At 56.5% G+C, this 24,980-nt stretch carries 19 protein-coding genes, 2 tRNA genes and 1 pseudogene; 6 read left to right on the top strand and 16 right to left on the bottom strand.

Annotated elements, in window-relative coordinates; genetic code table 11:
* Positions 1-12 precede the first annotated feature (12 nt).
* Entirely contained in the window at positions 13-933 is a 921-nt protein-coding gene (locus tag DWV57_RS09470) for a sugar phosphate nucleotidyltransferase (protein WP_118528540.1), read from the bottom strand.
* 553 nt (positions 934-1,486) lie between these two features.
* Here DWV57_RS09470 and DWV57_RS09465 point away from each other — a divergent pair.
* Complete coding sequence (locus tag DWV57_RS09465; RefSeq protein ID WP_118528542.1) at positions 1,487-2,008, top strand: hypothetical protein; 522 nt, start codon at positions 1,487-1,489, stop codon at positions 2,006-2,008.
* Between the two features lie 136 nt (positions 2,009-2,144).
* On the opposite strand, the gene thrS is transcribed toward DWV57_RS09465, so the two are convergent.
* The 11 genes from thrS to DWV57_RS09410 form a co-directional block, all read right to left on the bottom strand.
* On the bottom strand, positions 2,145-3,929 hold the full coding sequence (gene thrS, locus DWV57_RS09460; protein ID WP_005938348.1) for a threonine--tRNA ligase: 1,785 nt from the start codon (positions 3,927-3,929) through the stop codon (positions 2,145-2,147).
* A 790-nt stretch (positions 3,930-4,719) separates the two neighbouring features.
* A complete protein-coding gene (locus tag DWV57_RS09455; RefSeq protein WP_097781013.1) occupies positions 4,720-6,465 on the bottom strand; it encodes an ammonium transporter in 1,746 nt (581 codons plus the stop codon).
* A 321-nt stretch (positions 6,466-6,786) separates the two neighbouring features.
* Positions 6,787-7,194: a DUF1622 domain-containing protein gene (locus DWV57_RS09450; protein WP_120020624.1), complete on the bottom strand. Its 408-nt coding sequence runs from the start codon at positions 7,192-7,194 to the stop codon at positions 6,787-6,789.
* 12 nt (positions 7,195-7,206) lie between these two features.
* Complete coding sequence (locus DWV57_RS09445) at positions 7,207-7,842, bottom strand: RpiB/LacA/LacB family sugar-phosphate isomerase (protein ID WP_005938339.1); 636 nt, start codon at positions 7,840-7,842, stop codon at positions 7,207-7,209.
* A gap of 47 nt (positions 7,843-7,889) precedes the next feature.
* The gene (locus DWV57_RS09440) at positions 7,890-8,234 is read right to left on the bottom strand and encodes a cupin domain-containing protein (RefSeq protein WP_005938337.1); all 345 of its coding nucleotides are present in this window, start codon (positions 8,232-8,234) and stop codon (positions 7,890-7,892) included.
* Between the two features lie 103 nt (positions 8,235-8,337).
* A complete protein-coding gene (locus DWV57_RS09435; protein ID WP_118528548.1) occupies positions 8,338-9,147 on the bottom strand; it encodes a gluconate 5-dehydrogenase in 810 nt (269 codons plus the stop codon).
* A gap of 319 nt (positions 9,148-9,466) precedes the next feature.
* Entirely contained in the window at positions 9,467-10,228 is a 762-nt protein-coding gene (locus DWV57_RS09430) for an SDR family oxidoreductase (protein WP_005938331.1), read from the bottom strand.
* Between the two features lie 156 nt (positions 10,229-10,384).
* Positions 10,385-11,446, bottom strand: coding sequence for a tryptophan--tRNA ligase (gene trpS / locus DWV57_RS09425; protein ID WP_097781017.1), 1,062 nt, complete (start codon positions 11,444-11,446; stop codon positions 10,385-10,387).
* A 401-nt stretch (positions 11,447-11,847) separates the two neighbouring features.
* Positions 11,848-11,924, bottom strand: a tRNA-Asn gene (locus DWV57_RS09420).
* Positions 11,925-11,965: 41 nt separating this feature from the next.
* Positions 11,966-12,040, bottom strand: a tRNA-Glu gene (locus DWV57_RS09415).
* 88 nt (positions 12,041-12,128) lie between these two features.
* Positions 12,129-12,761, bottom strand: coding sequence for a hypothetical protein (locus DWV57_RS09410; RefSeq protein ID WP_097777089.1), 633 nt, complete (start codon positions 12,759-12,761; stop codon positions 12,129-12,131).
* 511 nt (positions 12,762-13,272) lie between these two features.
* Here DWV57_RS09410 and pckA point away from each other — a divergent pair.
* Together pckA and DWV57_RS09400 are read left to right on the top strand one after the other, a co-directional pair.
* Positions 13,273-14,877 carry a phosphoenolpyruvate carboxykinase (ATP) gene (gene pckA, locus DWV57_RS09405; RefSeq protein WP_005938221.1) on the top strand — a complete coding sequence of 535 codons (1,605 nt, stop codon included), beginning with the start codon at positions 13,273-13,275 and terminating at the stop codon, positions 14,875-14,877.
* Between the two features lie 150 nt (positions 14,878-15,027).
* Positions 15,028-15,690: a helix-turn-helix transcriptional regulator gene (locus tag DWV57_RS09400; RefSeq protein WP_120020623.1), complete on the top strand. Its 663-nt coding sequence runs from the start codon at positions 15,028-15,030 to the stop codon at positions 15,688-15,690.
* A gap of 134 nt (positions 15,691-15,824) precedes the next feature.
* On the opposite strand, the gene DWV57_RS09395 is transcribed toward DWV57_RS09400, so the two are convergent.
* The 3 genes from DWV57_RS09395 to malQ all read right to left on the bottom strand — a co-directional run bounded on the left by DWV57_RS09395 (position 15,825) and on the right by malQ (position 20,584).
* Complete coding sequence (locus DWV57_RS09395; RefSeq protein WP_120020622.1) at positions 15,825-17,342, bottom strand: sodium/proline symporter; 1,518 nt, start codon at positions 17,340-17,342, stop codon at positions 15,825-15,827.
* Positions 17,343-17,621: 279 nt separating this feature from the next.
* Positions 17,622-18,353 (bottom strand): GntR family transcriptional regulator, encoded by a 732-nt coding sequence (locus tag DWV57_RS09390; protein WP_158576371.1) that lies wholly within the window; start codon positions 18,351-18,353, stop codon positions 17,622-17,624.
* 728 nt (positions 18,354-19,081) lie between these two features.
* Complete coding sequence (gene malQ / locus DWV57_RS09385) at positions 19,082-20,584, bottom strand: 4-alpha-glucanotransferase (protein WP_120020621.1); 1,503 nt, start codon at positions 20,582-20,584, stop codon at positions 19,082-19,084.
* Positions 20,585-20,624: 40 nt separating this feature from the next.
* On the opposite strand from malQ, the gene DWV57_RS09380 reads away from it, so the two are divergent.
* Complete coding sequence (locus DWV57_RS09380; RefSeq protein ID WP_120020620.1) at positions 20,625-20,984, top strand: substrate-binding domain-containing protein; 360 nt, start codon at positions 20,625-20,627, stop codon at positions 20,982-20,984.
* 59 nt (positions 20,985-21,043) lie between these two features.
* Here DWV57_RS09380 and DWV57_RS09375 read toward each other — a convergent pair whose 3' ends face one another.
* The gene (locus tag DWV57_RS09375; protein ID WP_120020619.1) at positions 21,044-21,901 is read right to left on the bottom strand and encodes an AraC family transcriptional regulator; all 858 of its coding nucleotides are present in this window, start codon (positions 21,899-21,901) and stop codon (positions 21,044-21,046) included.
* A gap of 129 nt (positions 21,902-22,030) precedes the next feature.
* Between DWV57_RS09375 and DWV57_RS09370 the strand changes: the two genes are divergently transcribed.
* Together DWV57_RS09370 and DWV57_RS14810 are read left to right on the top strand one after the other, a co-directional pair.
* Entirely contained in the window at positions 22,031-24,292 is a 2,262-nt protein-coding gene (locus DWV57_RS09370) for a glycogen/starch/alpha-glucan phosphorylase (RefSeq protein WP_120020689.1), read from the top strand.
* A gap of 152 nt (positions 24,293-24,444) precedes the next feature.
* Positions 24,445-24,837: pseudogene (locus tag DWV57_RS14810) on the top strand (hypothetical protein); the annotation flags it as partial.
* Between the last annotated feature and the right edge of the window lie 143 nt (positions 24,838-24,980).

The following is a 24,980-nucleotide window of genomic DNA, read 5'->3' as shown; positions in this document are numbered from 1 at the left end:
CTCTTTTTTAGTTTATGCCCACAAATTCTCCGGGTACTGGCCCCCTGCCGTTTTGCGGGCGATGGCTTCCACCACCAGCGGCTTGTCCTCACGGTAGGTAACGCCGTACCATTTATCCGTGCTGCGCAGCACCTGAATTTTTGCCTTGCCCTCTTCGATCAGCTCCGTGACCACCAGCGGCAGGAAATACTCACACTTGAGCGGGTTTTTAGGCAGATTTTCGGTCAGCCAGCCCGCAAAGCGCTGCTCGGCTTCGTCCAGAAAGCTTTTGCCAAAGCCCCACAGGTTCATACTCACCGGGGTATCGCCGGGCAGGTCGGTCCAGCTTGCGCCGCCGTCCTCGGTGAAGTGTACGCCGTTTTCGTACGTTTCAATGCGGGTGCGTTCGGTCACACTGTGCAGGGTGCCGTCGGGTTCGGTCACGCATACGCCGCGGGCCACGCTGCCATTCTCGGAGACAGTGTTCCGGAGCAGGTAGCTTACCATGCAGTAATCGTAATAGCTTCCGTCCTCGTGGGTGGATAGGTAATCATACATCACCCGGAAGGCCTCCGGGCCGTAATAATCATCGGCATTGATGACTGCAAACGGGCCGTCGATGAGGTCCTTTGCAGCCAGAACGGCGTGGCAGGTGCCCCAGGGCTTGACACGGCCCTCCGGCACGGCAAAGCCTGCGGGCAGCTCATCCAGCTGCTGGAAGGCATATTTCACGTTCATGGCCTTGGATACACGCTCGCCGATCGCTGCCTTGAAAGCATCCTCGATCTCATGCTTGATAACAAAGATCACCGTCTCAAAGCCTGCGCGGCGGGCATCGTAAAGGGAATAATCCACGATCACCTGACCGTTCGGCCCCACCGGGTCGATCTGCTTCATGCCGCCGTAGCGGCTGCCCATGCCAGCCGCCATGACCACCAGTACCGGTTTGTTCATATAAGGTTCCTCCCCCTGTTCAGGCCGCAACTGCGGCAGAATATTTATTGTCTCATTATACTCCATTTTGGACAGAAAAACAATTTGAAATGGCTCCGCTGTGCCATTATTCCAGCTTATTTTTACCGTGCTCGCCCTCTCAGGCGCTAACGCGCCAGATTCCCCCTTTTGTCGCTGCACGACATCCGTTCCCCTCTTTGTCACCTATGGTGACATTTCTCCCCGGCCGGGGAGAATCTGTCCCGGCGCGGGGGAAGTCTTTCCTCAAAGGGGGAGCCTCTGGCGGAACCGCATACTTTGCGTGGATTGCCAAGGCCTCTCACTTTGGGAGAGGTGGCATTGCGCAAGCAATGACGGAGAGGGCGAGGTTGCCGCCCTCCGAGGCATTCTGCAAGTCAAAATTTCCAAAATATGCAATTTATTCTTGCAAAAGTATTGTTTTTGCCATGTAAATATTGTATAATGGCGATATCATTGCAGGTTTTACCTGTCAAAAAGCGTCTTTTAGTGAAAGCAAAGCTTTCCAATACGACCAAGAAAGAGGTATTTTATCATGAATGAAGCCGTTACCAAGCGCTTTCTGCTGTATTTCCGCCTGATGCTTCTGGTGTGGATCCTGATCGCCAATGCCATCATCCATGTGACCGGCCTGGAGTACAGCTGGCTGATCTTCCTGAGCAATATCATGATGTTCACGCTGGAAGGCGATGTGAAGGATCGCTTCGTCACCGTTGAGCTGGGTGGTCTTGTAGGCCTGATCCTCACTGTGATCGCTCTGCTTTCCATCACGGCCCTGACCCCGGTGCTGGGCGGCTTCTTCGGCTTCCTCATCCCGCTGGCCGTGGTGCTGTTCATCCTCATCATCCTGCACCCCTACGCACCCAAGGTGCTGAACAACGTGGGCTTTGCCTACCTGACTGTGGCCTGCATCGACACCACCGCTCTGGCCACCCACCTGCCCCAGTTCTTCATCACCTTCATCGTGGGTTCGATCCTCTTCAACGGCGTGTGCGTGCTGTTGATGAAGCCCGCCAAAGCTCTGGCCGTCAAGAGCGTCCAGAAGGAAAACGCCTGATCCCCTTTTTATAAAGCATCCAACGCCAAAGGCCGCTGTTTCCATTTGAGCAGCGGCCTTTGGCGTTTCGCTGCAGCAAAAAAAGCGCCGCTCTCCCCTGCCGGGAAAGCGGCGCTTTGTGTTTTGCAGTGTCTGCTTACAGGCTGCGGTTGCGGATCTCGGCAGTCACCTTTGCGATGAATGCATCCAGCTCCATCGTGGTGGTCTCGCCCTTGCGGTCACGCACAGAGATGTTGCCTGCCTCGGCTTCCTTGGCACCCAGAACCAGCATATAAGGCACACGGTCCACCTGCTGTGCCTCGCGGATCTTGTAGCCGATCTTCTGGTTGTCGTCGTCCAGCACAACACGGACACCGGCTTCCACCAGCTTTTCGGTCACGCCCTCGGCGTAGTCCAGCGTCTTTTCGGAGACGGGCAGCACCTTGACCTGCGTGGGAGCCAGCCAGGTGGGGAACTTGCCCTTGGTCTCTTCGATCAGGTAAGCCATGAAGCGGTCCAGAGAGCCCAGGATGGCGCGGTGCAGCACCACGGGGGTCTTTTCGGTGCCGTCCTTGTCCACGTAGGTCAGGTGGAACTTTGCGGGCAGGCAGAAGTCCAGCTGGCAGGTGGACAGGGTGTACTCGGCACCCACGGCGGGCTTGACGTTCACGTCCAGCTTGGGGCCGTAGAAGGCAGCCTCGCCGATCTCCTCGGTGAAGTGGATGCCCAGCTCGGTCAGCACTTCGCGCAGGGCCTGCTCTGCATGGTTCCACATGGCATCATCGTCGTGGTACTTCTTCTTATCGGCAGGATCACGCAGGCTCAGCACGCAGCGGTAATCGGTAATGTTGAAGTCCTTGTACACCTCAAAGATCAGGTCGCACACGTTTGCGACCTCGCTCTTGATCTGCTCCGGGGTGCAGAACAGGTGAGCATCGTTCTGGCAGAAGTGACGGCCGCGCTCGATGCCCTTCAGGGTGCCGGAGGACTCGTAACGGAAATCGTGGGCGATCTCACCGATGCGCATGGGCAGGTCACGGTAAGAATGGGGACGATTTGCGTAGATCATCATGTGGTGGGGGCAGTTCATCGGGCGCAGAACATAGCTCTCGCCCTCCATCTCCATGGCGGGGAACATGTTCTCACGGTAGTGATCCCAGTGACCGGAGGTCTTATACAGGTTCACAGTGCCGATGCAGGGAGTCATAACGTGCAGGTAGCCGCGTGCACGCTCCTTCTCCTTGATATAGTTCTCCAGCTCCTGCCAGACGGTGTAGCCTGCGGGCAGGAACATGGGCAGGCCGCGGCCAACCAGATCGTCGGTCATGAACAGGCCCATTTCCTTGCCGATCTTGCGGTGATCGCGCTCACGAGCCTCCTGCTGCTCCTTCTCCCATGCATCCAGCTCTTCCTGATTGCGGAAGGCCACGCCATTGATGCGGGTGAGCATCTTGTTTTCCTTGTCGTTCTTCCAGTATGCGCCGGACTGCTGGGTGATCTTGAAGGCCTTCAGCGCCTTGGTGTAGGTCAGGTGGGGTCCGATGCACATATCCACGTACTCGCCCTGCTGGAAGAAGCTGAACTCGGTCTCATCGGCCAGATCAGCCATGTGCTCGATCTTGTAGTTCTCCTTGCGCTCTTCCATCAGCTTCACGGCCTCGGCGCGGGGCAGGATGAAGGGCTTGATGGGCAAATTCTCCTTGACGATCTTGCGCATCTCTTTTTCGATGTTTGCCAGATCCTCGTCGCTGAGCTTCTGGTCGCCCAGATCGACATCGTAGTAGAAGCCGTTCTCGGTGGCAGGGCCGAAAGCAAAGTCAGCCTGCGGATACAGGCGCTTGATGGCCTGCGCCATGATGTGGGCTGCGGTGTGGCGGATAACGTGCAGTTCCTGATCCTGCGGGCACTCGTCCACATGACCGTCCTTATAGATGATCTTCATAATGTTTGCTCCTTTGACAGATAAAGTAAAACAAAAAAGCGCTTCATCCCGCACACTTACTCACGGGATGAAGCGCCTGAAAAAATCAGAAACGTTCCACGGTTCCACCCGAATTGCGTGCTTTTCTGCACGCCACTCGCTGTGCTGTAACGGGCGCACCCGGCAGAGGTTCTCCTCTGCGCTCTGCGGTGGTAGAGCTCCGGCACATGACAGGCTGCTTGCAGCGCCCTTGCGGGGCAGCCCTCTCTGCATCATGGAGATTGGAACTCAGTTTGTCCGCATCATCGCTTTTACAGGATGAAACTACGCTGATTGTAGCACGCTCCGGGTCAAAAATCAAGTGAAAGATGCAGAAAATCAAAATTTTCCGCGCAGGGTTGACTTTTTTGTGCAGCCGCATATAATAAGGGTAGAGAAAGTTGATTGAGATTGCAATCTTGCATCGGCTCACCAAAAGCGAACCCCCTCGGAGTTGCCGCTCCAAGGGGGTTCTTTTGTGCTTACTTGCCCTTATGGTGGTTGTTAAGCCACTTGCACAGGTAATATGCCGTCACCTGTGCTGCAACAGCCACGAGAAAGTCGACTAAAATTGCAGGCATCCGCTTCACCTCCCCCTGTTGCCAGATTGGGGAAAGGGCAGCGCATCCAGTATAACACAAACAGCTGCCGTGTGCAATTTTCGACACACGGCAGCTGTTGTTTTTGCTCTGGCAGGCCAAAGGCCCCGCTCCTTTGTGCGCAGAAGCGGGGCCTTTGATCTGGTTGCCATTAGAGATTTCGGATCGGAGCTTTACTCCACATCCTGCAGGGCGGCAAAGTCCTCTTCGCCGGTGCGGATCTTGACCACGCGGGTCACGTTGTACACAAAGATCTTGCCGTCGCCGATGTGTCCGGTGTACAGTGCCTTCTTGGCGGCCTCCACCACAGCGTCCACGCTGATCTTGGAGACGATCACCTCCACCTTGATCTTCGGCAGCAGGGTGGTATCCACAGGCACGCCGCGGTACTTCTCGGAAGTGCCCTTCTGGATGCCGCAGCCCATCACCTGCGTGACGGTCATGCCGGTAACGCCCAGATCGTTGAGGGCAGTCTTGAGCTGATCGAACTTGGAAAGCTTTGCAATGATGGACACCTTGTGCATGCCGGTGTCGTATACGCCATCGTGGATCACGGGAGAAGGCTCGCGCACCACAGGAACGGCAGCGCTGATCTGCTTGTCGGTGGCCTTGGTCACATCGTCCTCGCCGAGGTCGGTGTTCTCGTTGGGCACCATGGCAGCAGAGTTTGCATCGGAGATGGAGAAACCAGCGTAAGCGGATGCCAGACCATGCTCGTGGATATCCAGACCGTCGATCTCCACCTCTGCGGGAACGCGCAGGCCGATGAACTTATCGATGAGCTTGAAGATAATGAACATCACAACGACAACGTAGATGTCAACGGTAACGAGGCCCAGCAGCTGGGTGCCCAGCTGTGCCAGACCGCCGCCGTAGAAGAGACCTGCGTGCTCGGTGTTGGCACCGGTGGAGAACAGGCCCACCGCAATAGTGCCCCACACGCCGTTTGCAAAGTGGACGGAAACTGCACCAACAGGGTCATCCACCTTGGCGATGTTATCGAAGAACTCAACGCTCAGAACAACGAGCAAGCCGGCCACAAAACCGATGAAGAATGCGCCGAACGGAGAAACGGTATCGCAGCCTGCAGTGATCGCCACCAGACCGGCCAGAGAACCGTTCAGGGTCATGGAGACATCGGGCTTGCCGTAGCGCAGCCATGTAAAAATCATGGTCACACAGGTGGCAACGGCTGCAGCAAGGTTGGTATTGAAGCAGACCAGACCGGTCATGGTCATGGCCTCGTCGGTGGCAAGGCTCAGAGAAGAACCGCCGTTAAAGCCGAACCAGCAGAACCACAGGATGAACACGCCCAGAGCACCAGCGGTCAGGTTGTGGCCGGGAATGGCGTGAGGCTTGCCGTTCTTGTCGTACTTGCCGATGCGGGGACCCAGCATCCATGCGCCCAGCAGAGCGATGACACCGCCCACATTGTGGACTGCTGCAGAGCCTGCAAAGTCATGAAAGCCCATGCTCTGCAGCCAGCCGCCGCCCCACATCCAGTGGCCGCAGATGGGGTAGACCACCAGCGAGATCGCAGCAGAATAAACGCAGTAAGCCTTGAAGTTGGTGCGCTCGGCCATGGAGCCGGAAACGATGGTGGCAGCCGTTGCGCAGAACACGGTCTGGAACACGATGTAGACCCACAGCGGGATATCCAGACCCAGATGGCTGTAATCGCCCTGAATGAACGGGTCGAAGCCGCCGATCAGTGCGCCGGTGCCGCCGAACATCAGGCCAAAGCCGATGATCCAGTAGCACGGGGTGCCGATGCAGAAGTCCATCATATTCTTCATCAGAATATTACCGGTGTTCTTGGCACGGGTGAAACCGGCTTCGCACAAGGCGAAGCCCGCCTGCATGAAGTAGACGAGGAACGCTCCCACGAGCGTCCAACAGGTGTTGATGGAGCTGAACATAACTTTCCATACCTCCCACGAATGTGATGCCGCAAGGCCACCAGAACCTTTTGGCGTGTGCGGTGTTCCCCGTGCCGATCGCACGCAGGAACGCTTCATTTGCACTCAGGAGACCCTCTATCTTCCCCCGAGCGGCAATATCCCCGAAAACACAAAAGGCGCTGGCGGAATCTCTTCCGTCAGCGCCTTTGCTTTCGATGGCAAGAGTATAGTCCCTTTGTGCAAAAGTGTCAAGGGCTCATGTCAAGGTTTTACGTTTTTCACAACGCAAAGAAAGTTATCACGGCAAAAGTTTGGCAAAACTCTGTTTTCAGCTGCGCACTAGTCATTCTTCTCCGCTTCTGTGTCGTTTTCCGCTTTTTTGCGGCCGGAGCGGTGTCCGCCCTGCATTTCCCAGTGCAGCATCAAGCTCATCATGGCGCGCAGTGCAAAGGTGGCAGCCAACGGCACCACCGACTCCAGATTCTGCAAAAGGAAGGTCTTTGCGATCTCCGCCGACATCAGGAATTCCAGCGCCGTGGTCAGGCCGCTGCTCATCTCGTGGTGGAAATCATGGTGGTCATGGAAGAAGGTCGCCTGCACATAGTGGTAGGTGGCCTTGATAAGACTGGTGACGATGATGAACAGACCGATCACTTCGGCAAGGCCCGCGATCATGGGCACTGCGGTCTCCAGAAAGCCTTCCAGTCCATGGGTAATGCCTGCGTTCAGATGATAAAGCCAGCCCATAGCAGCATCCTCTTACAGCAGCGTCTTGACGTATGCTGCCAGCTCCTCGTCCTTGCAGGAGGCGAAGAACAGCTCGCTGAACTTTGCACCGGCCACAGCGCCCTTCAGCAGGTCCTGATCGATGCTCTTCAGGCACTCGATCAGCGGCTTGAAGGTAGCGGCACGCACGCCGTCCAAGATCTTCTTGTTGCGCTGCTCAGGCTCCACGCGCTCCTTGGGGTAGCCCTGACCGTGGCCGAAGCCGAACAGTTTCTCGAAGCAGTACTCAAGGTTCAGCTCACCGCCCCAGCCGAAGCCCTTGGCAAACGGCATGGCAACGGCGTTGCCGTCGTTCACGTGGGCAAAGGTGTAGGCATCCACAGGGTCCTCCACATGTCCGCAGATCACGCCGGGGAAGCTGTTCAGGGCCAGCATGGCACCCTCGCCGGTGCCGCAGCCGGTGATGACGTAATCGGCTGCGCCGCTGTTCAGCAGGATGGCAGCCAGAATGCCGCACTGCACATAGGTTAGCTGGGCGGCGTCATCGGCGGCGTACATGCCGTAGTTGACCACCTCGTGGCCCATGGGTTCCACTACCTTTTTCAGGGCAGTTTCAATGATGCCGTTCTTTGCGGCCTGACTGTTCTCGTTGATGAGTGCAATTTTCATGGGTTTATGATTCTCCTTCTTATTTTTCTTCCCTGCAGATGCAGGTGTTATACAAAGTCCTCCCGCATGGGGGTAAAGAAGTCCAGCATCACGCCGCCTTCCAGACACACACAGCCGTGCATCACGCCGTCCTGCTTGAGCAGGGTGTCGCCGGGGCCCACCTCGCGGGTCTCGTCGCCGATGGTAAAGCGGTAGCGGCCGGAAACGATGTAGGTGACCTGCGTGTGCGGGTGGCAGTGCATGGCACCCACACCGCCGGTCTCAAAGGTATTTTCCACGCACATCGCATCCTTGCTGTAGGCCAGAATGCGGCGCTTTACGCCCTTGCCGCATACCTCCGGCTCGATCTCGGCATGGGGCACCCATACTGCGTCTTTATGCTGTTTTTCCATTATAACACAACATCCTTTCCCATACAAATACAAAAAGCGGCAGCCAGCAGGCAAAGCCTGCCCGGCTGCCGCCGTGCTCAGTCCTTTGGGAGATCCTCAGCCATTACTGGGGCTGCTTGCCGATGTAAGCCAGAATGCCGCCATCGACGTACAGGATCAGGCCATTGACAAAGTCAGAAGCCTCGGATGCCAGGAAGACAGCAGGTCCGCCCAGATCCTCTGCCTCGCCCCAGCGGCCTGCGGGGGTCTTGGCAACAATGAACTGGTCGAAGGGATGACGGCTGCCGTCGGGCTGGATCTCGCGCAGAGGTGCGGTCTGCGGAGTAGCGATGTAGCCGGGTCCAATGCCGTTGCACTGGATGTTGTATGCGCCGTACTCGGAAGCGATGTTCTTGGTGAGCATCTTCAGGCCGCCCTTGGCTGCAGCGTAGGCGGAGACGGTCTCACGGCCCAGCTCGCTCATCATGGAGCAGATGTTGATGATCTTGCCGCCGCCCTGTGCGATCATGTCGGGGATGATGGCCTTTGCCACGATGAAGGGAGCGTTCAGGTCAACATCGATGACCTGACGGAACTGTGCAGCGCTCATCTCGGTCATGGGGATGCGCTTGATGATACCGGCGTTGTTGACCAGAATGTTGATGTGGCCAACTTCCTCGGTGATCTTTGCCACCATGGCGTTGACGGCATCCTCATCGGTCACGTCGCAGACGTAGCCGTGAGCCTTGATGCCTGCTTCTGCGTAAGCAGCGATGCCCTTATCCACCAGCTCCTGCTTGATGTCGTTGAACACGATGGTAGCGCCATTGGCTGCCATTGCCTTTGCAATTGCCATGCCAATGCCGTAGGATGCGCCGGTGATCAGCGCGACCTTGCCGGTCAGATCAAAAGATTTGGGAGTGCACTGTGCCATAATAGAGTCCTCCAATCAAATTGTTCCTTTGCGGGGAAGCCCCGTTTTTGCTCTGCAGGACGCTCAAAAAGCCGAACTCTCGATTTTAGCGTCCTTCTTGTATACAGGGTAACATTCTTTTTGGGCTCTGTCAAGGCATTTTCTTCTGCATTTTTGCTGTATTTTTAATTTTCCGGGAAATTTTTTCGTGAAAAGTCGTGCAAAGCTGCAAAAAACCGGTTTTTTCTTGTATACACGGTTTCAGTCATTAGCAGTGCGCACAATTTCGGCGGAAAAATTTGGGCTTGTTGACAAGAGCCATATTAAGCCATCCAGAATATCATCCCAGCTTCTTTTTCTGCTGCCGTGCCACAATGGGCATCAGCAAGGAGGCAGGCAGCAGCTTCTGCGCCGTGGTGCATGCCCGCATAAAGGCCGAGGGCACGATGATGATCCTGCGGTGCATCATGCCGTGCATGGCTTCCTGTACGCAGAACTCCGGCGTGATGCCCTTGAGGGCAAACACCACCCCTGCCCGGTCGTTGAACTCGGTATCCACCGGCCCCGGGCAGAGCGCACACACGTAGACCGGGCTGTGCAGCTCCTGCAGCTCCCGGGCAACACCCCGGGTCAGGCTGACCACATAGGCCTTGCTGGCATAGTAGCCCGCCATATAGGGTCCGCCGGGCAGCAGCCCCGCCGAGGATGCCACGTTCAGGATGGTGCCGCCGCCTGCCGCGTGCATCCTGCGCACTGCAAAGCGGAACAGCCGCGCCATGGCTTCCACATTCACCCGGATCATTTCCTCTTCCCGGGCATCGTCGGTCTCCAGATAGCTGCCGCACACGCCAAAGCCCGCGTTGTTGATAAAGATATCAATGGTCTCCCCCTCCAGCTCCTTGAAAAGGCGCTGGCAGTCCTCTTCCTTTGCAAGATCGGCAGGCAGGATGCGGCAGGGCGTGCCCAGTTTTGCGGCCAGCGCTTCCAGCCGGTCGGTGCGGCGGGCAGTCAGGATGAGCCGGCAGCCCAGCTTTGCATAGCGGCGTGCAAACTCCTGCCCGATGCCGGAGCTTGCGCCAGTGATCCAGATGGTCTTTTGCATGGTGATTTTCCTTTTTCCTCTCGCCCCCAGAGCGGGGGCTTTCTGTACTTATTGCCCCTATTTTAACACAGTTTGACCGCATTTTCTATGCAATTTTCGTAAACTATAAAAAGAGTGTCCGGAACGCCTGCGGCATCCCGGACACTCTCACAGATTTTATTTCAACAGGTTGTCGTTGTCGAAGTAATCGATCCGCATGGACTTGCGCACCTCGGCCAGCGTGGCGGCGGCAGTCTTTTCCGCGTAGGCGCTGCCCTCCTTCAGGATCTCCACCACCTCGGGCAGGCGCTGCTCCCACTCCTTGCGGCGGGTGCGGATGGGCTCCAGCTCGGCCTGCATGACGCTGTTCAGGAACTTTTTCACCTTCACGTCGCCCAGACCGCCGCGCTGGTAGTGCGCCTTCACCTCGTCGAGGTTCTGGTATTCCGGCCAGAACTCTGCAAAGTGCTCCGGACGGCAGAAGGCGTCCAGATAGATGAACACCGGGTTGCCCTCCACCTTGCCGGGGTCCTGCACACGCAGGTGGTTGGGGTCGGTGTACATGGACATGACCTTCTTTTTGATGTCCTCCGGTTCCTCGGACAGGTAGATGCAGTTGCCAAGGCTCTTGCTCATCTTGGCCTTGCCGTCGGTGCCGGGCAGACGCAGGCAGGCGGCGTTCTGGGGCAGCACGATCTCCGGCTCGGTCAGGGTATCGCCGTAAACGGCGTTGAATTTGCGCACGATCTCGCAGCACTGCTCGATCATGGGCTTCTGGTCCTCACCGGCAGGCACGGTGGTGGCGTGGAAAGCGGTGATATCCGCAGCCTGACTGATGGGGTAGCAGAAGAAGCCCACCGGGATGCTGGTCTCAAAGTTGCGCATATGGATCTCGCTCTTGACGGTGGGGTTGCGCTGCAGGCGGCTCACGGTGACGAGGTTCATATAGTAGAAGCTCAGCTCAGTCAATTCCGGCACCATGGACTGGATGAAAATATGGGTCTTGGCGGGGTCGATGCCGCAGGCCAGATAATCCAGCGCCACCTGCAGGATGTTCTGGCGCACCTTTTCCGGGTTGTCGGCGTTATCGGTCAGGGCCTGTGCATCGGCGATCATAACGTAGATCTCATCGTACTCGCCGGAGTTCTGCAGGCGCACCCGCTCCTTCAGGGAACCGACATAATGGCCCACATGCAGGCGGCCGGTGGGACGGTCGCCGGTCAGAATGATCTTTTTCATGATGTTCTCCTTTATTTTGCCGGAAGGCGGCTCGCCCTCTCCGTCTTTGCTCCGCAAATCCACCTTATTCCCCTTCTGGCACTTCGTGCCACCTCCCCCGGCCGGGGGAGTCTGTCAAAGGGAGAGGCCTTGGCAATGCGGAAAACTTTCCGGTTTTACCAAGGGCTCCCCCTTTGAGGAAAGACTTCCCCCGCTCCGGGGGAAGATGTCGCGCAGCGACAAAAGGGGGAATCTGGCGCGTTAGAGACTGAGAGGGCGAGGATGCTGCCCTTAAAAGCAGCCGCCCACCAACAAATTTTCAATTCTAAAACATGCTTTAAGTATATCCCGCCTCGCATTTTCTGTCAACAAAAGCGACCGGAGAAAAAGAAAAAAGCGATGGAAAACTTCCATCGCTTTGCTGGCGCCTCTTGCCTGACTCGAACAGGCGACACCCTGATTAACAGTCAGGTGCTCTAACCGACTGAGCTAAAGAGGCATCTATATAAAACGGCACATGACCGTTTTACTACTATAAAATGGTGACCCGTACCGGAATCGAACCGATGTTAAAGGCGTGAGAGGCCTCTGTCTTAACCGCTTGACCAACGGGCCATACGTCCATTTTGCATCGGGTGTTCGCTCCCGACTTGGCTATTTTAGCATAGCACGCCTGCTTTGTCAACACAAAAATTCAATTTTTTCAAAAAATCTCCCGCACCCGGGCCGCGCCGGTGTGGAACAGGCCCAGCGCCAGCCCCAGATATACGCCGATCACCGTATCGTTCTGGTCAAATTCCATCTGCTGGCGCTGCGGCAGGCCGGCCAGTGTACCCTTGTATACGCACCGCAGCTCTTCCAGCCGGGTGTAGTCGTTCGGGTGCATCAGGGTGCTGTGCTTGGGCAGCTCCATGGCACCGCTCTTTTCCAGCACCTCGCTGACGAACTGGGAGCAGAAATAGTGCCGGCGGCGCTTCCAGCGGATATGCATCCCGCAGAGCGCAAGACCGATAACGTTGAACTGGTAAAGTCTGCCGTGGGCCATCATGTGCTCGGCACGGCGGCGGGCACGGGTGTAGGCTTCATCGCTCACATCCAGCGCATACAGTGCGCAGGGCACGTTCTCCCGCAGACGGAACACGCCCCGGTTCAGGTATTCCCTGCTGGGCCCTGCCGGAAACATGGTATAGCCGTTTTTGCGGGTAGAGCTGTACAGGCAGCTCAGGTCTTCGTCAAAAGCCAGCGAAGCGTGGGTATAATTTGCACCGGTAACGGCGTAAACGAGGTTTGAAAGCAGCGTACCCGACCGGGTGAGCAGGATGTAAATGGTCTTCATGATCTTTTTCCTTTTTATATGCAGCACACAGAACGCGCGGAGCTGTCTTTTTATCAGATCCAGTATACCACAGGCAAAGCTTCTTTGCCATAAAAATCATCAAAATCTCGTAAATTTTGCACAAATCGGGCTGTGGAACGGTTCTGCCCTTTCCTGCCGCGCCGTTTTGTGGGAAGGGTTGCTTTTGTGCACGGGTTTTTCATGCATCCCAGCTCGTCAAAATTTTATCAAAAAATTGTTTTTCTGCCTTTCCACCTTATTTTTTCAGGTTTCGCCCCCTGCTTTTGTTTCCTGAAATTGTTTCAGGCAGTTAAATTTCTTAATGAAATTTGTTTCTTTTCTGCAAATAGCACGGTTTATTTATTGATTTTGCAAGGCTTTTATGTATAATGGTATACAGGAGAATTTGCATTTACAAACTGCAAGCCTTCTGCGCAGCGCCCGGCCCGCCGGGAAACGCTGTGCCCTATACAGGACGTATGGATCAAACGAAAGTAGAGGTATAGCGAATATGGCAAAGTTGGATCTTACCAAGTATGGCATTACCGGCACGACTGAGATCGTGTACAACCCCTCCTACGAGCAGCTGTTCGAGGAAGAGACCAAGCCCGGTCTGGAAGGCTACGAAAAGGGCCAGGTCAGCGAGCTGGGTGCTGTGAACGTTATGACCGGCATCTACACCGGCCGTTCTCCCAAGGACAAGTTCATCGTTATGGACGAGAACTCCAAGGACACCGTGTGGTGGACTTCCGACGAGTACAAGAACGACAACCACCCCGCTTCTCAGGAAGCATGGGCTGCTGTGAAGGCCATCGCTCAGAAGGAGCTGTCCAACAAGCGCCTGTACGTGGTGGATGCATTCTGCGGTGCCAACAAGGATACCCGCATGGCCATCCGCTTTGTCATGGAAGTTGCATGGCAGGCACACTTCGTCACCAACATGTTCATCAAGCCCACCGCTGAGGAGCTGGAGAACTTTGAGCCCGATTTCGTTGTCTACAACGCATCCAAGGCCAAGGTTGAGAACTACAAGGAGCTGGGCCTGAACTCTGAGACTGCTGTTGTGTTCAACATCACCAGCAAAGAGCAGGTCATCGTGAACACCTGGTACGGCGGCGAGATGAAGAAGGGCATGTTCTCCATGATGAACTACTTCCTGCCGCTGAAGGGCATGGCTTCCATGCACTGCTCTGCCAACACCGACCTGAACGGCGAGAACACCGCTATCTTCTTCGGTCTGTCCGGCACCGGCAAGACCACCCTGTCCACCGATCCCAAGCGTCTGCTGATCGGCGATGACGAGCACGGCTGGGACGACAACGGCGTGTTCAACTTCGAGGGCGGCTGCTACGCAAAGGTCATCAACCTGGATAAGGACTCCGAGCCCGATATCTACAACGCCATCAAGCGCAACGCTCTGCTGGAGAACGTCTCTCTGGATGCTGAGGGCCACATCGATTTCGCTGATAAGAGCGTTACCGAGAACACCCGTGTGTCCTACCCCATCAACCACATCAAGAACATCGTCCGCCCCATTTCTTCTGCACCCGCTGCAAAGAACGTCATCTTCCTGTCTGCTGACGCATTCGGCGTTCTGCCCCCGGTCTCCATCCTGAGCCCCGAGCAGACCCAGTACTACTTCCTGTCCGGCTTCACTGCAAAGCTGGCAGGCACCGAGCGCGGCATCACCGAGCCCACCCCCACCTTCTCTGCCTGCTTCGGCCAGGCCTTCCTGGAGCTGCACCCCACCAAGTATGCTGAGGAGCTGGTCAAGAAGATGCAGAAGAGCGGCGCTAAGGCTTATCTGGTCAACACCGGCTGGAACGGCACCGGCAAGCGCATCTCCATCAAGGATACCCGCGGCATCATCGATGCCATCCTGAACGGCGACATCAACAATGTGCCCACCAAGAAGATCCCCTACTTCGACTTCGAGGTTCCCACCGTGCTGAACGGCGTGGACACCGGCATTCTGGATCCTCGCGACACCTATGCTGACGCTTCCCAGTGGGAAGAGAAGGCCAAGGATCTGGCAAGCCGATTCATCAAGAACTTCAAGAAGTACGAGGGCAACGAGCACGGCAAGGCTCTGGTCTCTGCCGGCCCCCAGCTGTAAGCTGATCTCCGCCTGATACTGAAGCGATAAAAAAGGACGTGTTCCCGCAAGGGAGCACGTCCTTTTTGTTCTGCAGACCGGCAGGTAAACGTTTCGTCGGTTGTGTTTTCCACATTCCTGTGTTATCCTGTGGAAAAGGATGTGAGCAGAATGGATGCAAAAGAATTTGGTGCATTCCTTGCACAAGTGCGCCGGGAGCGGAACATGACGCAGGCCGAACTGGCTCAGCAGCTTCACGTTACGGATAAAGCCGTCAGCCGCTGGGAACGCGGCATCGGGCTGCCAGACATCAACACGCTGGAGCCGCTGGCCGATGTGCTGGGCCTGACCCTCGCTGACCTAATGCACTGTCATGACTCCCGTCAAAAAGATGACACTCCTCCCGTTCCTCTGGAAGATTTTTTCACCATGCTGCGCCGCCAGCACACTGTAGACTGGCATTCTGTGCGTACTGCTCTTCTTGCATTAAGCATTGCACTTGCCCTGTGGGGAATTTTTGCCTGTCCAGGCAGATTAGCTGTGCACTGGCGGACTCTCAGCGATGGTTCGCTTCAGGCCGACGGCTGGATATCCTCCCTGGTCATTTTTCCATTGTTTGCCGGATTTGAATTTCTATCTCTTGAGCTCTGGAACAATTTTGAGCAAACCGGTTACTACCGGCGCTGGGGTGAGGTGAATCTTTTTATCATTCATGCCATGTCTTTCGGCACGCCTCTTACCCGTCTGATGCGGCTCGTGCTGGATCTTCTGTTCTTTTTCTGTTTTGGATTTCTGCTTCCATGCTGCGAAGCATGGCTGATCCTTTTGAATTAAATGTCACTTCCCTCTCCGTCCCCATCCGTGAAAAAGCAAAAGAGCAAAGCCCGCCGGCTTTGCTCTTTTGCATAAGGATCTATCATTTTTCGCTGCTATGCCCAGAGCACAGCGGAGGGCATTCCCCATCGTTTTTACTTTGCAGCGTCGAACTCTGCCTCGATCTCTGCCGAGGGTGCCGGGGTGAGCAGGCTGACCACCACGCACACCACCAGAGAAGTCAGGAAGGCAGGCAGCAGCTCGTAGATGCCAAACACGCCGCCCAGCGGGCTGATGATGTACTTCCATACAAAGACCATCAGGCCGCCGGAGAGCATACCGGCCAGTGCGCCCTGCCAGTTGCAGCGCTTCCAGAACAGGGAGCACAGCACCACTGCGCCAAAGGAGCCGCCAAAGCCGGCCCATGCAAAGCTGACGATGCCGAACACGCTGGAGTTGGGGTCGCGGGCCAGCACCACGCCCACCACGCTGATGCAGATGATAGTCAGGCGGGCAGCGAACAGGCTCTGCTTCTCGGTCAGCTTCATGTGGCCGAACTCCTGCAGGATGTTCTGGGATACGCTGGAGGCCGCTGCCAGCATCTGGCTGTCGGCGGTGGACATGGTAGCGGCAAGGATGCCGGCAAGGATCAGGCCTGCCAGAATGGCTGCCAGCACGCCGTGCTGGGCGATCAGGCTGGCCACGCGCACGATCAGGGTCTCGCTGGAAGAGCCGCTCAGGAACTCCAGCGCGCCCGCCTTGGTCATGCCCAGACCCACCATGCCGATGACGATGGAAGCGGTCATGGCAATGACCACCCACACGCTTGCAATGCGGCGGCTGAGCACCAGCTTCTTTTCGTCCTCAATGGCCATGAAGCGCAGCAGAATGTGGGGCATACCGAAGTAGCCCAGACCCCATGCCAGCGTGGACGCGATGTCCAGCAGACTGTAGGAGGTGGCGGTGTTGTCTGCCGCATTGTGGCTTGCAGCCATGGTCAGGTAGCCGGGCAGGCTGCGGGCGTTGTCCAGAACCACGTCCCAGCCGCCTGCCACGCTGACACCATACATCAGCACTGCGATCAGCGCCATGCTCATGACGATGGACTGGATCAGGTCGGTGGTAGACACCGCGCGGAAGCCGCCCATGATGGTGTAGCCCACAATGACCACAGCGGACAAGATCATGGCCGCCATGTAATCCACGCCAAACAGGCTGTTGAACAGCTTGCCGCAGGCGGCAAAGCCGGAAGCGGTGTACGGGATGAAGAACACGATGATAATGACCGCGCCCAGCGCGTTGAGCAGGTTGCGCTGGTCATGGAACCGCAGGGAAAGGAACTGCGGCACCGTGATGGCATCCAGATTGGCCGAGTAGCGGCGCAGGCGGCGGGCCACGATGAGCCAGTTGAGCCATGTGCCCACAGCAAGGCCGATGGCCGTCCAGCCCGGCGACGCGATGCCGGTGAGATATGCAAGGCCCGGCATACCCATCAGCAGCCAGCTGGACATATCGCTGGCTTCGGCGCTCATAGCCGTGACCAGCGGGCCCATCGTGCGGCCGCCGAGGTAGAAATCGCTGCTGTCCTCGTTGGATTTGCTGTAGACAAAGCCAACCAGCAGCATTCCCACCAGATAGATCACAATGGTGGCAATGATGCAGATATTGATCATTTGATTACCCCTCTCTTTCTTCCCCTCAACGGGAACATATCTTAAATATTACCACAAAAACCTGCATTCCTGCAAGCTTTTCGGGCAATTCAAGGACACAAACTGCTGTTTTTCCGGGTTTTGAACAGAAAAAGCAGCATTTCTGGTGCAAAATCCATCAGAAACACTGCCGTCGTAAATTGATCTCCGCAGCCCGGCGTAAAACCGTATCCGTATTGAACCAAAAAAGCGCCCCCTGCCATGGCCTTGTAAGGGTCAGCAGCGGGTGCTCTTTTTGGTTTATGTCCGTACAAAGAAATCCGGGAACCGTTCCAATATCTTCTGGAAATTCTCGCGGTACATGCCAAGGTGATGCTCAAACAGGGCTTCTACGTCCACGTCCAGCGGCAGGCCGTCCCGCAGGTAGCCAAAGATCTGCTCGTGCTCTTTCTGCACCGAGGCAATATTTCCCCGGCAAAGGGCCGAGTCCAGATACCGCACACGGTCCATATGGGAAGTAACGTTGTGCATAGCCTCCCAGATGCGGTCATAGCCGGAATCGTGGTACAAAAGCCTGTGGAAGTCGTTATCCAGCGAGATGAAGAAGTCATCTGCTGCATCCCGATCCAGATAAAGGTCTTCGTTCTGCCGGTTCAGCAGTTCCTGAAATTCGTTCAGCTGTTCCCTTGTCAGCTTTCCGGCCAGCCCGCGCAGCAGCGCCGGTTCCAGAATGCGGCGCATGGCAAAGCCTTCGTTCAGGTATGGAACGCTGATCTTGGACACAATGCTGCCGCGCTGCGGCAGAACATCCACAAGCCACTCGCTTTTCAGCATCATCAGCGCTTCGTGTACCGGTGTGCGGCTCATGGCCAGCTGCTCGCACAGTTCGGCCTCGCTCAGCTGACAGCCCGGCTGCAGCTGCAAGGTCATAATATTTTTGCGCAGCATACGGTAGGCGTAAGCCCGGTTATTTTCGTCCATTCTGCGCACGTCCAGCAGCAGCGGCAATGCGCTGGCCTTTTCTTCTCTCATAGCAGTTCCCTTTTTTGCTTGCCGTAATTTTACCGCAGGGCGCACCGCCCCGCAGACATCTGAAATCATTCTTATTATAAAGCATCCCGCGGCACATGTCAAAAAGAATAAACATCCACCAGCCGAGCTGGTGGTTTTTCCTATGCGGGCATAGCCCTCTATTCTTGACCATGCGTCAAACGCACAAGATAGACATTGTCAGTTGCCAACGAATTATCGGATAGGTTCTTCTGAAATTTTGCAAAGTGCGCTTTTATTGATTTTAAGTCGCTCTACGAGCTTCATAGCTCGCAAACTTTAATTAGTACTCATACTTTAATTAGTACTCATACAATATAGCTTCTACTATTCCAAAATTCTTCGTTTGAGTTTTATTACTCACCGATATAATCTTTATCGAACCACCCGCCTAGCGAGTGGTTTTAGATATACAAAAAGACGCTTTGCGATCTCTCGCGAAGCGTCTTTGCCTTTGATGCTTAAGGTATAGCGTTTTCCGTTATTGCTTTCAATCCGAAAATTGCAACAACTTTTTGCCGCTGTATTTTCTTGTTTTGTAAAGTTATACAAAGTCCTTCCTTGATTTTTGTCAAAATTAAAAGTCACGCGTCCCGATCCATATTCTGTACTTTTTTATTTGCTCTTTGTCATTTTATTTTTGAATAAGTATTACTTCTGCCATTATTCTGCAATAAACTTTCCAAAATCAAGTCCAGAACACTATCCTGTCACGCCCAGTTTTTTCGGCCATAGCGGGTGGTCAGCAGGCAGATCTCCTTTTGAAGCTTCTTTGTCAGCTGGGTCTTTTTCAGCCGCCAGCGCCAGTTCTGGCCCACGGTGGAGGGCTGATTGATGCGGGCAGAGTTGTCCAGCCCCAGCCAGTCCTGCATGGGGATGATGCAGGCCGCCGCTGCGCTGCGCAAGATCAGTGCGATCATGCTTTTATAGAGCTGCTCTTCCGGGGTGGCGTAGTCGTACAGGTAGTCCCGCACCATGGCGCGCTCGGCATCGGTGACGGTCTGGTACCACGATACCAGCGTCTCGTTGTCGTGGGTGCCGGTATAGGCCACACTGTTCACAGGGTAGTTGTGGGGCAGATAGTCGCTGGCGCTGCCAGTGTCGCGGGAGTCAAAGGCAAATTCCAGCACCTTCATGCCGGGGAAACCGCTGTCCCGCACCAGCTGACGGACCGTCTCGCTCATATAACCAAGATCCTCCGCAATGATCTCCCGCTTGCCCAATGCCTGCTCCACGGCACGGAACAGCTCGATGCCGGGGCCTTTCTCCCAGTGGCCCTCTGCCGCAGTCTCGCTGCCGTAGGGAATGGAGAAATACTCATCGAACCCGCGGAAGTGGTCGATGCGCACCACGTCGTACAGCTCAAAGCAGTACCACAGGCGGGTGATCCACCACTGATAGCCGGTTTCGCGGTGAGCTTCCCAGCGGTAGAGCGGATTGCCCCAGAGCTGACCGGTGGGCGAAAATCCATCCGGGGGAACACCCGCCACCGCCGTGGGCAGATTTTCCCCGTCCAGCTGGAACAGCCCCGGGTTTGCCCATGCATCCGCCGAATCCAGCGCCACATAGATGGGGATATCGCCGATGATCCGGATGCCTTTGCTGTTGGCGTAGGCCTTCAGTTTGCGCCACTGCTCATCGAACTTGAACTGGAGATACTTGTGGTACTCCACCTCAAAATACAGCTCCCGGCGGTAGTAGTCCATGGCAGGCTGCCAGCGCAGACGGATGTCCTCGGCCCACTCGATCCACGGCTTGCCCTCAAAGCGGTCCTTCACCGCCATGAACAGGGCAAAATCATCCAGCCACCACTTGTTTTTCTCACAGAACGCCGTAAACACTTCGTTGTGACCGATGTCGCTGCGGGAGTACGCCAGCCGCAGCAGACGGCCGCGCTCGGTATACAGGCGGCTGTAGTTGATATCATCTGCCTTGCGGCCGAAGTTTGCCTTTTTGCACTCGTCGGCAGTCAGCACCCCTTCCTCCACCAGTGCATCCAGACTGATGAAATATGGGTTGCCTGCAAAGGCGGAAAAGCTCTGATAAGGGCTGTCGCCGTAGCTGGTAACACCCAGCGGCAGGATCTGCCAGTAGGTCTGCCCGGCTTCCCTGAGCCAGTCCACAAAGTCGTACGCCTCCTGCGAGAAGCAGCCGATGCCGTAAGGGGACGGCAGACTGCTGATGGGCAGCAAAATGCCTGCACTTCTCTGCATCTTCGTTTACCTTCCTTTATAACTCGATCAAAATACCTGCATCGATGCCCTGAACGATGCTTACGAAGAAACGCTGAAGGCCCTGTTCACCGCGCCGGACCGCCCCACCGCCATGCTGGTCAGCGACGACATCCTTGCCGTGGTGCTGGAACAGTTCTGCGGCAAGCTGGGGCTGCGCGTCCCGAAAGACTTGTCCATCGTGTCCTTCAATAACTCGCTGTTCTCCCGCATCACCAGCCCGCAGCTGACCACCGTGGACGTGAACCCCTACCAGCTGGGCATGGAAGCGGCCAGCCAGACCATCAACCATATCGAAAACCCGAATCTTCTGGCAACCAAGATCATCGTGCCGCACCGGCTCATCCAACGGGAGAGCTGCTGCCCGCCGCCGGAGATCTGATGTGCAAAAAAGAGGCCGTCCCCTCTCTTTTCCAGAGAGGCAGAACGGCCTCGTTTTGCTTATTTTTTCCGGTACTCCCGCGGTGTCATGCCGAAGTGTGCCTTGAACGCCCGGTTAAAATAGGAGAGGTTCTCAAACCCGCACCGGGAAGCGATGGTCAGAACCGTCTCATCCGTGGCCTGCAGCGCTCCGGCGGCGGCGTTGAGCCGGTACTCGTTCAGAAAGGCCACAAAGCTCTGCCCGGTCATCTGCCGGAACCACCGCATGAAGTGGCTGGCACTGAAGGAGCAGACCCCGGCGGCATCGGCGACCCGGAGTTCCTCCGTATAATGGGCCGAAAGCCATTGCAGGAGCGTTTTCAGCCGCTGGGTGTCGGCTGTCTCGGCGGCAAGCCGCTGCCGGCCCTGTGCAAGGAGCAGGGCAAGAAACCGCAGCAATGCCCCCTTGACCTGCAGCTCGTAGCCGGGGAGCTTGGCGCGGTTGGCATCCTCCACCTCCCGCAGGCAGGCGGCGGCCTGCAGATAGCACAAATCGTTCGGGGTTAGCCGCGCAGGCAGCGACAAGCGCCCGCTTTGCAGCGGAAGCAGATATTTCTCGGCACAAAGGTCCTCTGCGCCACCCAGAAGCTCCAGCTCAAAAATGATATTTTCGTATTCCATGCACTGCCCCTCGGCCTGCCGCAGGGCATGGAGAGTGCCGGGCGTAAAAATAAAGATGTCCCCCATGCGGGCCGGGCAGCTCTCAGCGCCCACCTGCACCAGTCCTGTGCCCCGCTTGACAAAGACCAGCTCCATGCTCTCCTGCCAGTGGAGCGCCACCTGCGGAAAGTCCCCCGGAATGGTGCAGGGATACAGATTGAAGGGAAACCGCACGGCACCATGCTGCTTGGTCTCCTGCAAAGATGCCTGATTTTGCATTGTTTCACCTCCCGATGATAGGATTGTACCACAGTCTGCGCTTTTTAGGCAAGATTTTGATTGTTTTATGTGGTATATCTGGAAGTACAGATGTCAAACCTGTTTTCCGTAGCAAAGGAGGATGCATTTATGAGCTTTACCGAAACGTTACAGGGTCTCACGGGCAAGCCGCTGGCAGACTGCACGAATCAGGAGCTGTATCTCGCGCTGCTGGAACTCGTCCGGCAGAAGAGCGCCGACCGTGTGCAGCCGGTCACCGGCCGCAAGCTGTACTATATCAGCGCCGAATTTCTCATCGGCAAGCTGCTGTCCAACAACCTCATCAATCTGGGACTGTACGATGAAGCCCGCGATGCACTGGCTGCCGTCGGCAAGAGCCTTTCCGATATCGAAGAGGTGGAGCCGGAACCCTCTCTGGGCAACGGCGGTCTGGGCCGTCTGGCTGCCTGCTTCCTCGACTCTCTGGCAACGCTGAACCTGCCCGGCGACGGCGTGGGCCTGCGGTATCACTTCGGCCTGTTCCACCAGTCCTTTGAGGACGGCGTGCAGAACGAAAAGCCCGACCCGTGGCTCACCGCCCACAGCTGGGCGGAAAAGACCGACATCACCTACCCGGTGGAGCTGGCGGGCAAGGAGTACACTGCCCGGCTGTACAAGCTGGCCGTTACCGGCTACGAGGGCCGCACCAACACCCTGAACCTGTTTGACCTTGACACCATCGATGAAAGCATCGTCCACGACGGCATTGCCTTCGATAAAACTGCCATCGACAAGAACCTGACCCTCTTCCTCTACCCGGACGATTCCGATGAGGCAGGCCGCCGCCTGCGGGTGTACCAGCAGTACCTGATGGTCTCTGCCGGTGCCCAGCTCATTCTGGCCGAGTGTGCCGCCCGGGGCTGCGATTACCATGATCTGGCCGACTACGCCGCCATCCAGATCAACGACACCCACCCCAGCATGGTCATCCCGGAGCTGATCCGGCTGCTGGGCGAAAAGGGCATCGAATTTGAGGAAGCCGTAAAGATCGTCACAAAGACCTGCGCCTACACCAACCACACCATTCTGGCCGAAGCGCTGGAAAAGTGGCCCCGCGCCTATCTGGATGCCGTGGTGCCCCAGCTGATGCCCATTATCGAAAAGCTGGACGCGCTGGCCCGCACCCGCACCAAGGACGAGAGCCTTGCCATCATTGACAAGGACGACCGGGTGCACATGGCCCACATGGACATCCACTTCACCCACTCCACCAACGGCGTGGCAGCGCTGCACACCGAGATTTTGAAAAATTCCGAGCTGCACGGCTTTTACGAGCTGTATCCGGAAAAGTTCAACAATAAGACCAACGGCATCACCTTCCGCCGCTGGCTGCTGGAATGCGACCCCCGCCTGACCGCCGCACTGGAACAGCACATCGGCTCCGGCTTCCGCAAGGATGCCGCCGAGCTGGAAAAGCTGCTGGCTTTTGCTGACGACGAAGCTGTGCTGGAGCAGCTGACCGCTGTGAAAAAGGCCAACAAGGAAGCACTGGCAGACTGGCTGCTGCGCACCCAGAAGGTGAGCGTGAACACCGATGCTGTGTTCGATATCCAGTCCAAGCGCCTGCACGAGTACAAGCGCCAGCAGCTGAACCTGCTGTACCTCATCCATCAGTACTACGAGATCAAGGTCGGGCACCTGCCCGCTGCTCCGCTGGTGAGCATCTTCGGTGCCAAGGCGGCACCTGCCTACACCATTGCAAAGGACATCATCCATGCGCTGCTGACCCTGTCCAAGGTCATTGCCGCAGACCCGGAAGTGTCCAAGTGGCTGCAGGTGGTGTTCGTGGAGAACTACAACGTTACCGCCGCCGAAAAGCTGATCCCCGCCTGCGACCTGTCCGAGCAGATCAGCCTTGCCTCCAAGGAAGCTTCCGGCACCGGCAACATGAAGTTCATGCTGAACGGCGCGCTGACGCTGGGCACCATGGACGGTGCCAATGTGGAGATCAGCCAGCAGGTGGGCGAGGAGAACATCTATATCTTCGGCCAGACCTCCGATCAGGTCATCCACCGCTACGCCGTGGGCGACTACGACCCCGCCCAGTGGGTGGAGGGCGATGCCAACATCCGCCGCGCCATCAACTTCCTCACCGGCCCGGAGATGCTGGCCGCCGGTCACGCCGAAAACCTGACCCGCCTGCACAACGAGCTGATCCATAAAGACTGGTTCCAGACCCTGCCGGACTTCAATGCCTACGTTGTGCGCAAGGGGCAGGCCCTCAGCGATTACGCCTGCGACCCGAAGGGCTGGCGGCGCAAGTGTCTGGTGAATATTGCCAAAGCGGGCATGTTCTCCTCCGACCGCACTATTGCCGAGTACGACCGCGACATCTGGCATCTGGGCGAATAGTTTATTATCGCAATTTTATTGATCTTCTGCCGCAGGACGAGATCCATCTAACCATGGGCACCGCATTTGGAGCTGCTCTATGAGCCGGGCGCAGATGAACACAAATAAAAGACGGGGTGCTGCACAAATGCACAGCACCCCGTCTTTTACTTACCTTTGTAGAGGACGAAGGATGGCACCGTGCGGCAGAGCGATACAGTGAATTTCTGCGCCGTCACGAGGGACAGCGCATCCTCTTTCTGGAATTGGGCGTTGGCTACAACACCCCAGTCATCATCAAATATCCATTCTGGCGGATGACCGCCAAAAATCCAAACGCATTCTACGCCTGCATCAACCAAAATTAGGCAGTTTGCCCGCCGGAAGTTCAGCGGCAGTCTGTCTGCATCCATGCAGATATTGGCGCAGTTACCCGCCGAAGGCGAACCGACCATCTCTACGACTGCTCTGCTGGAACTTCTGAAGAATGCAGACCCCGAAGTAAAGGCGCAGCTCCGTCTGGCTCTGCTGACCTGATGCAAAATTTACCACGCATTTCAAAGTAATTCCAGCCCATGCAGAGGATTCCTATGAAAACACCAACCGTGCAAAAACCGTGCGTTGATCGTGCAAGCCCCGATTTTTCGGGGTTACATAACAAAAAAGAACGCCAAATCTTACGATTTGACGTTCAATATCTGGTGCACCT

Source organism: Faecalibacterium sp. AF10-46 (assembly GCF_003604105.1).
In the GTDB taxonomy this organism is placed as follows: Bacteria; Bacillota; Clostridia; order Oscillospirales; family Ruminococcaceae; genus Faecalibacterium; species Faecalibacterium taiwanense.
The sequence above is the reverse complement of the archived record's forward strand: the minus strand, read 5'-3'. Positions and strand labels throughout refer to the sequence as shown.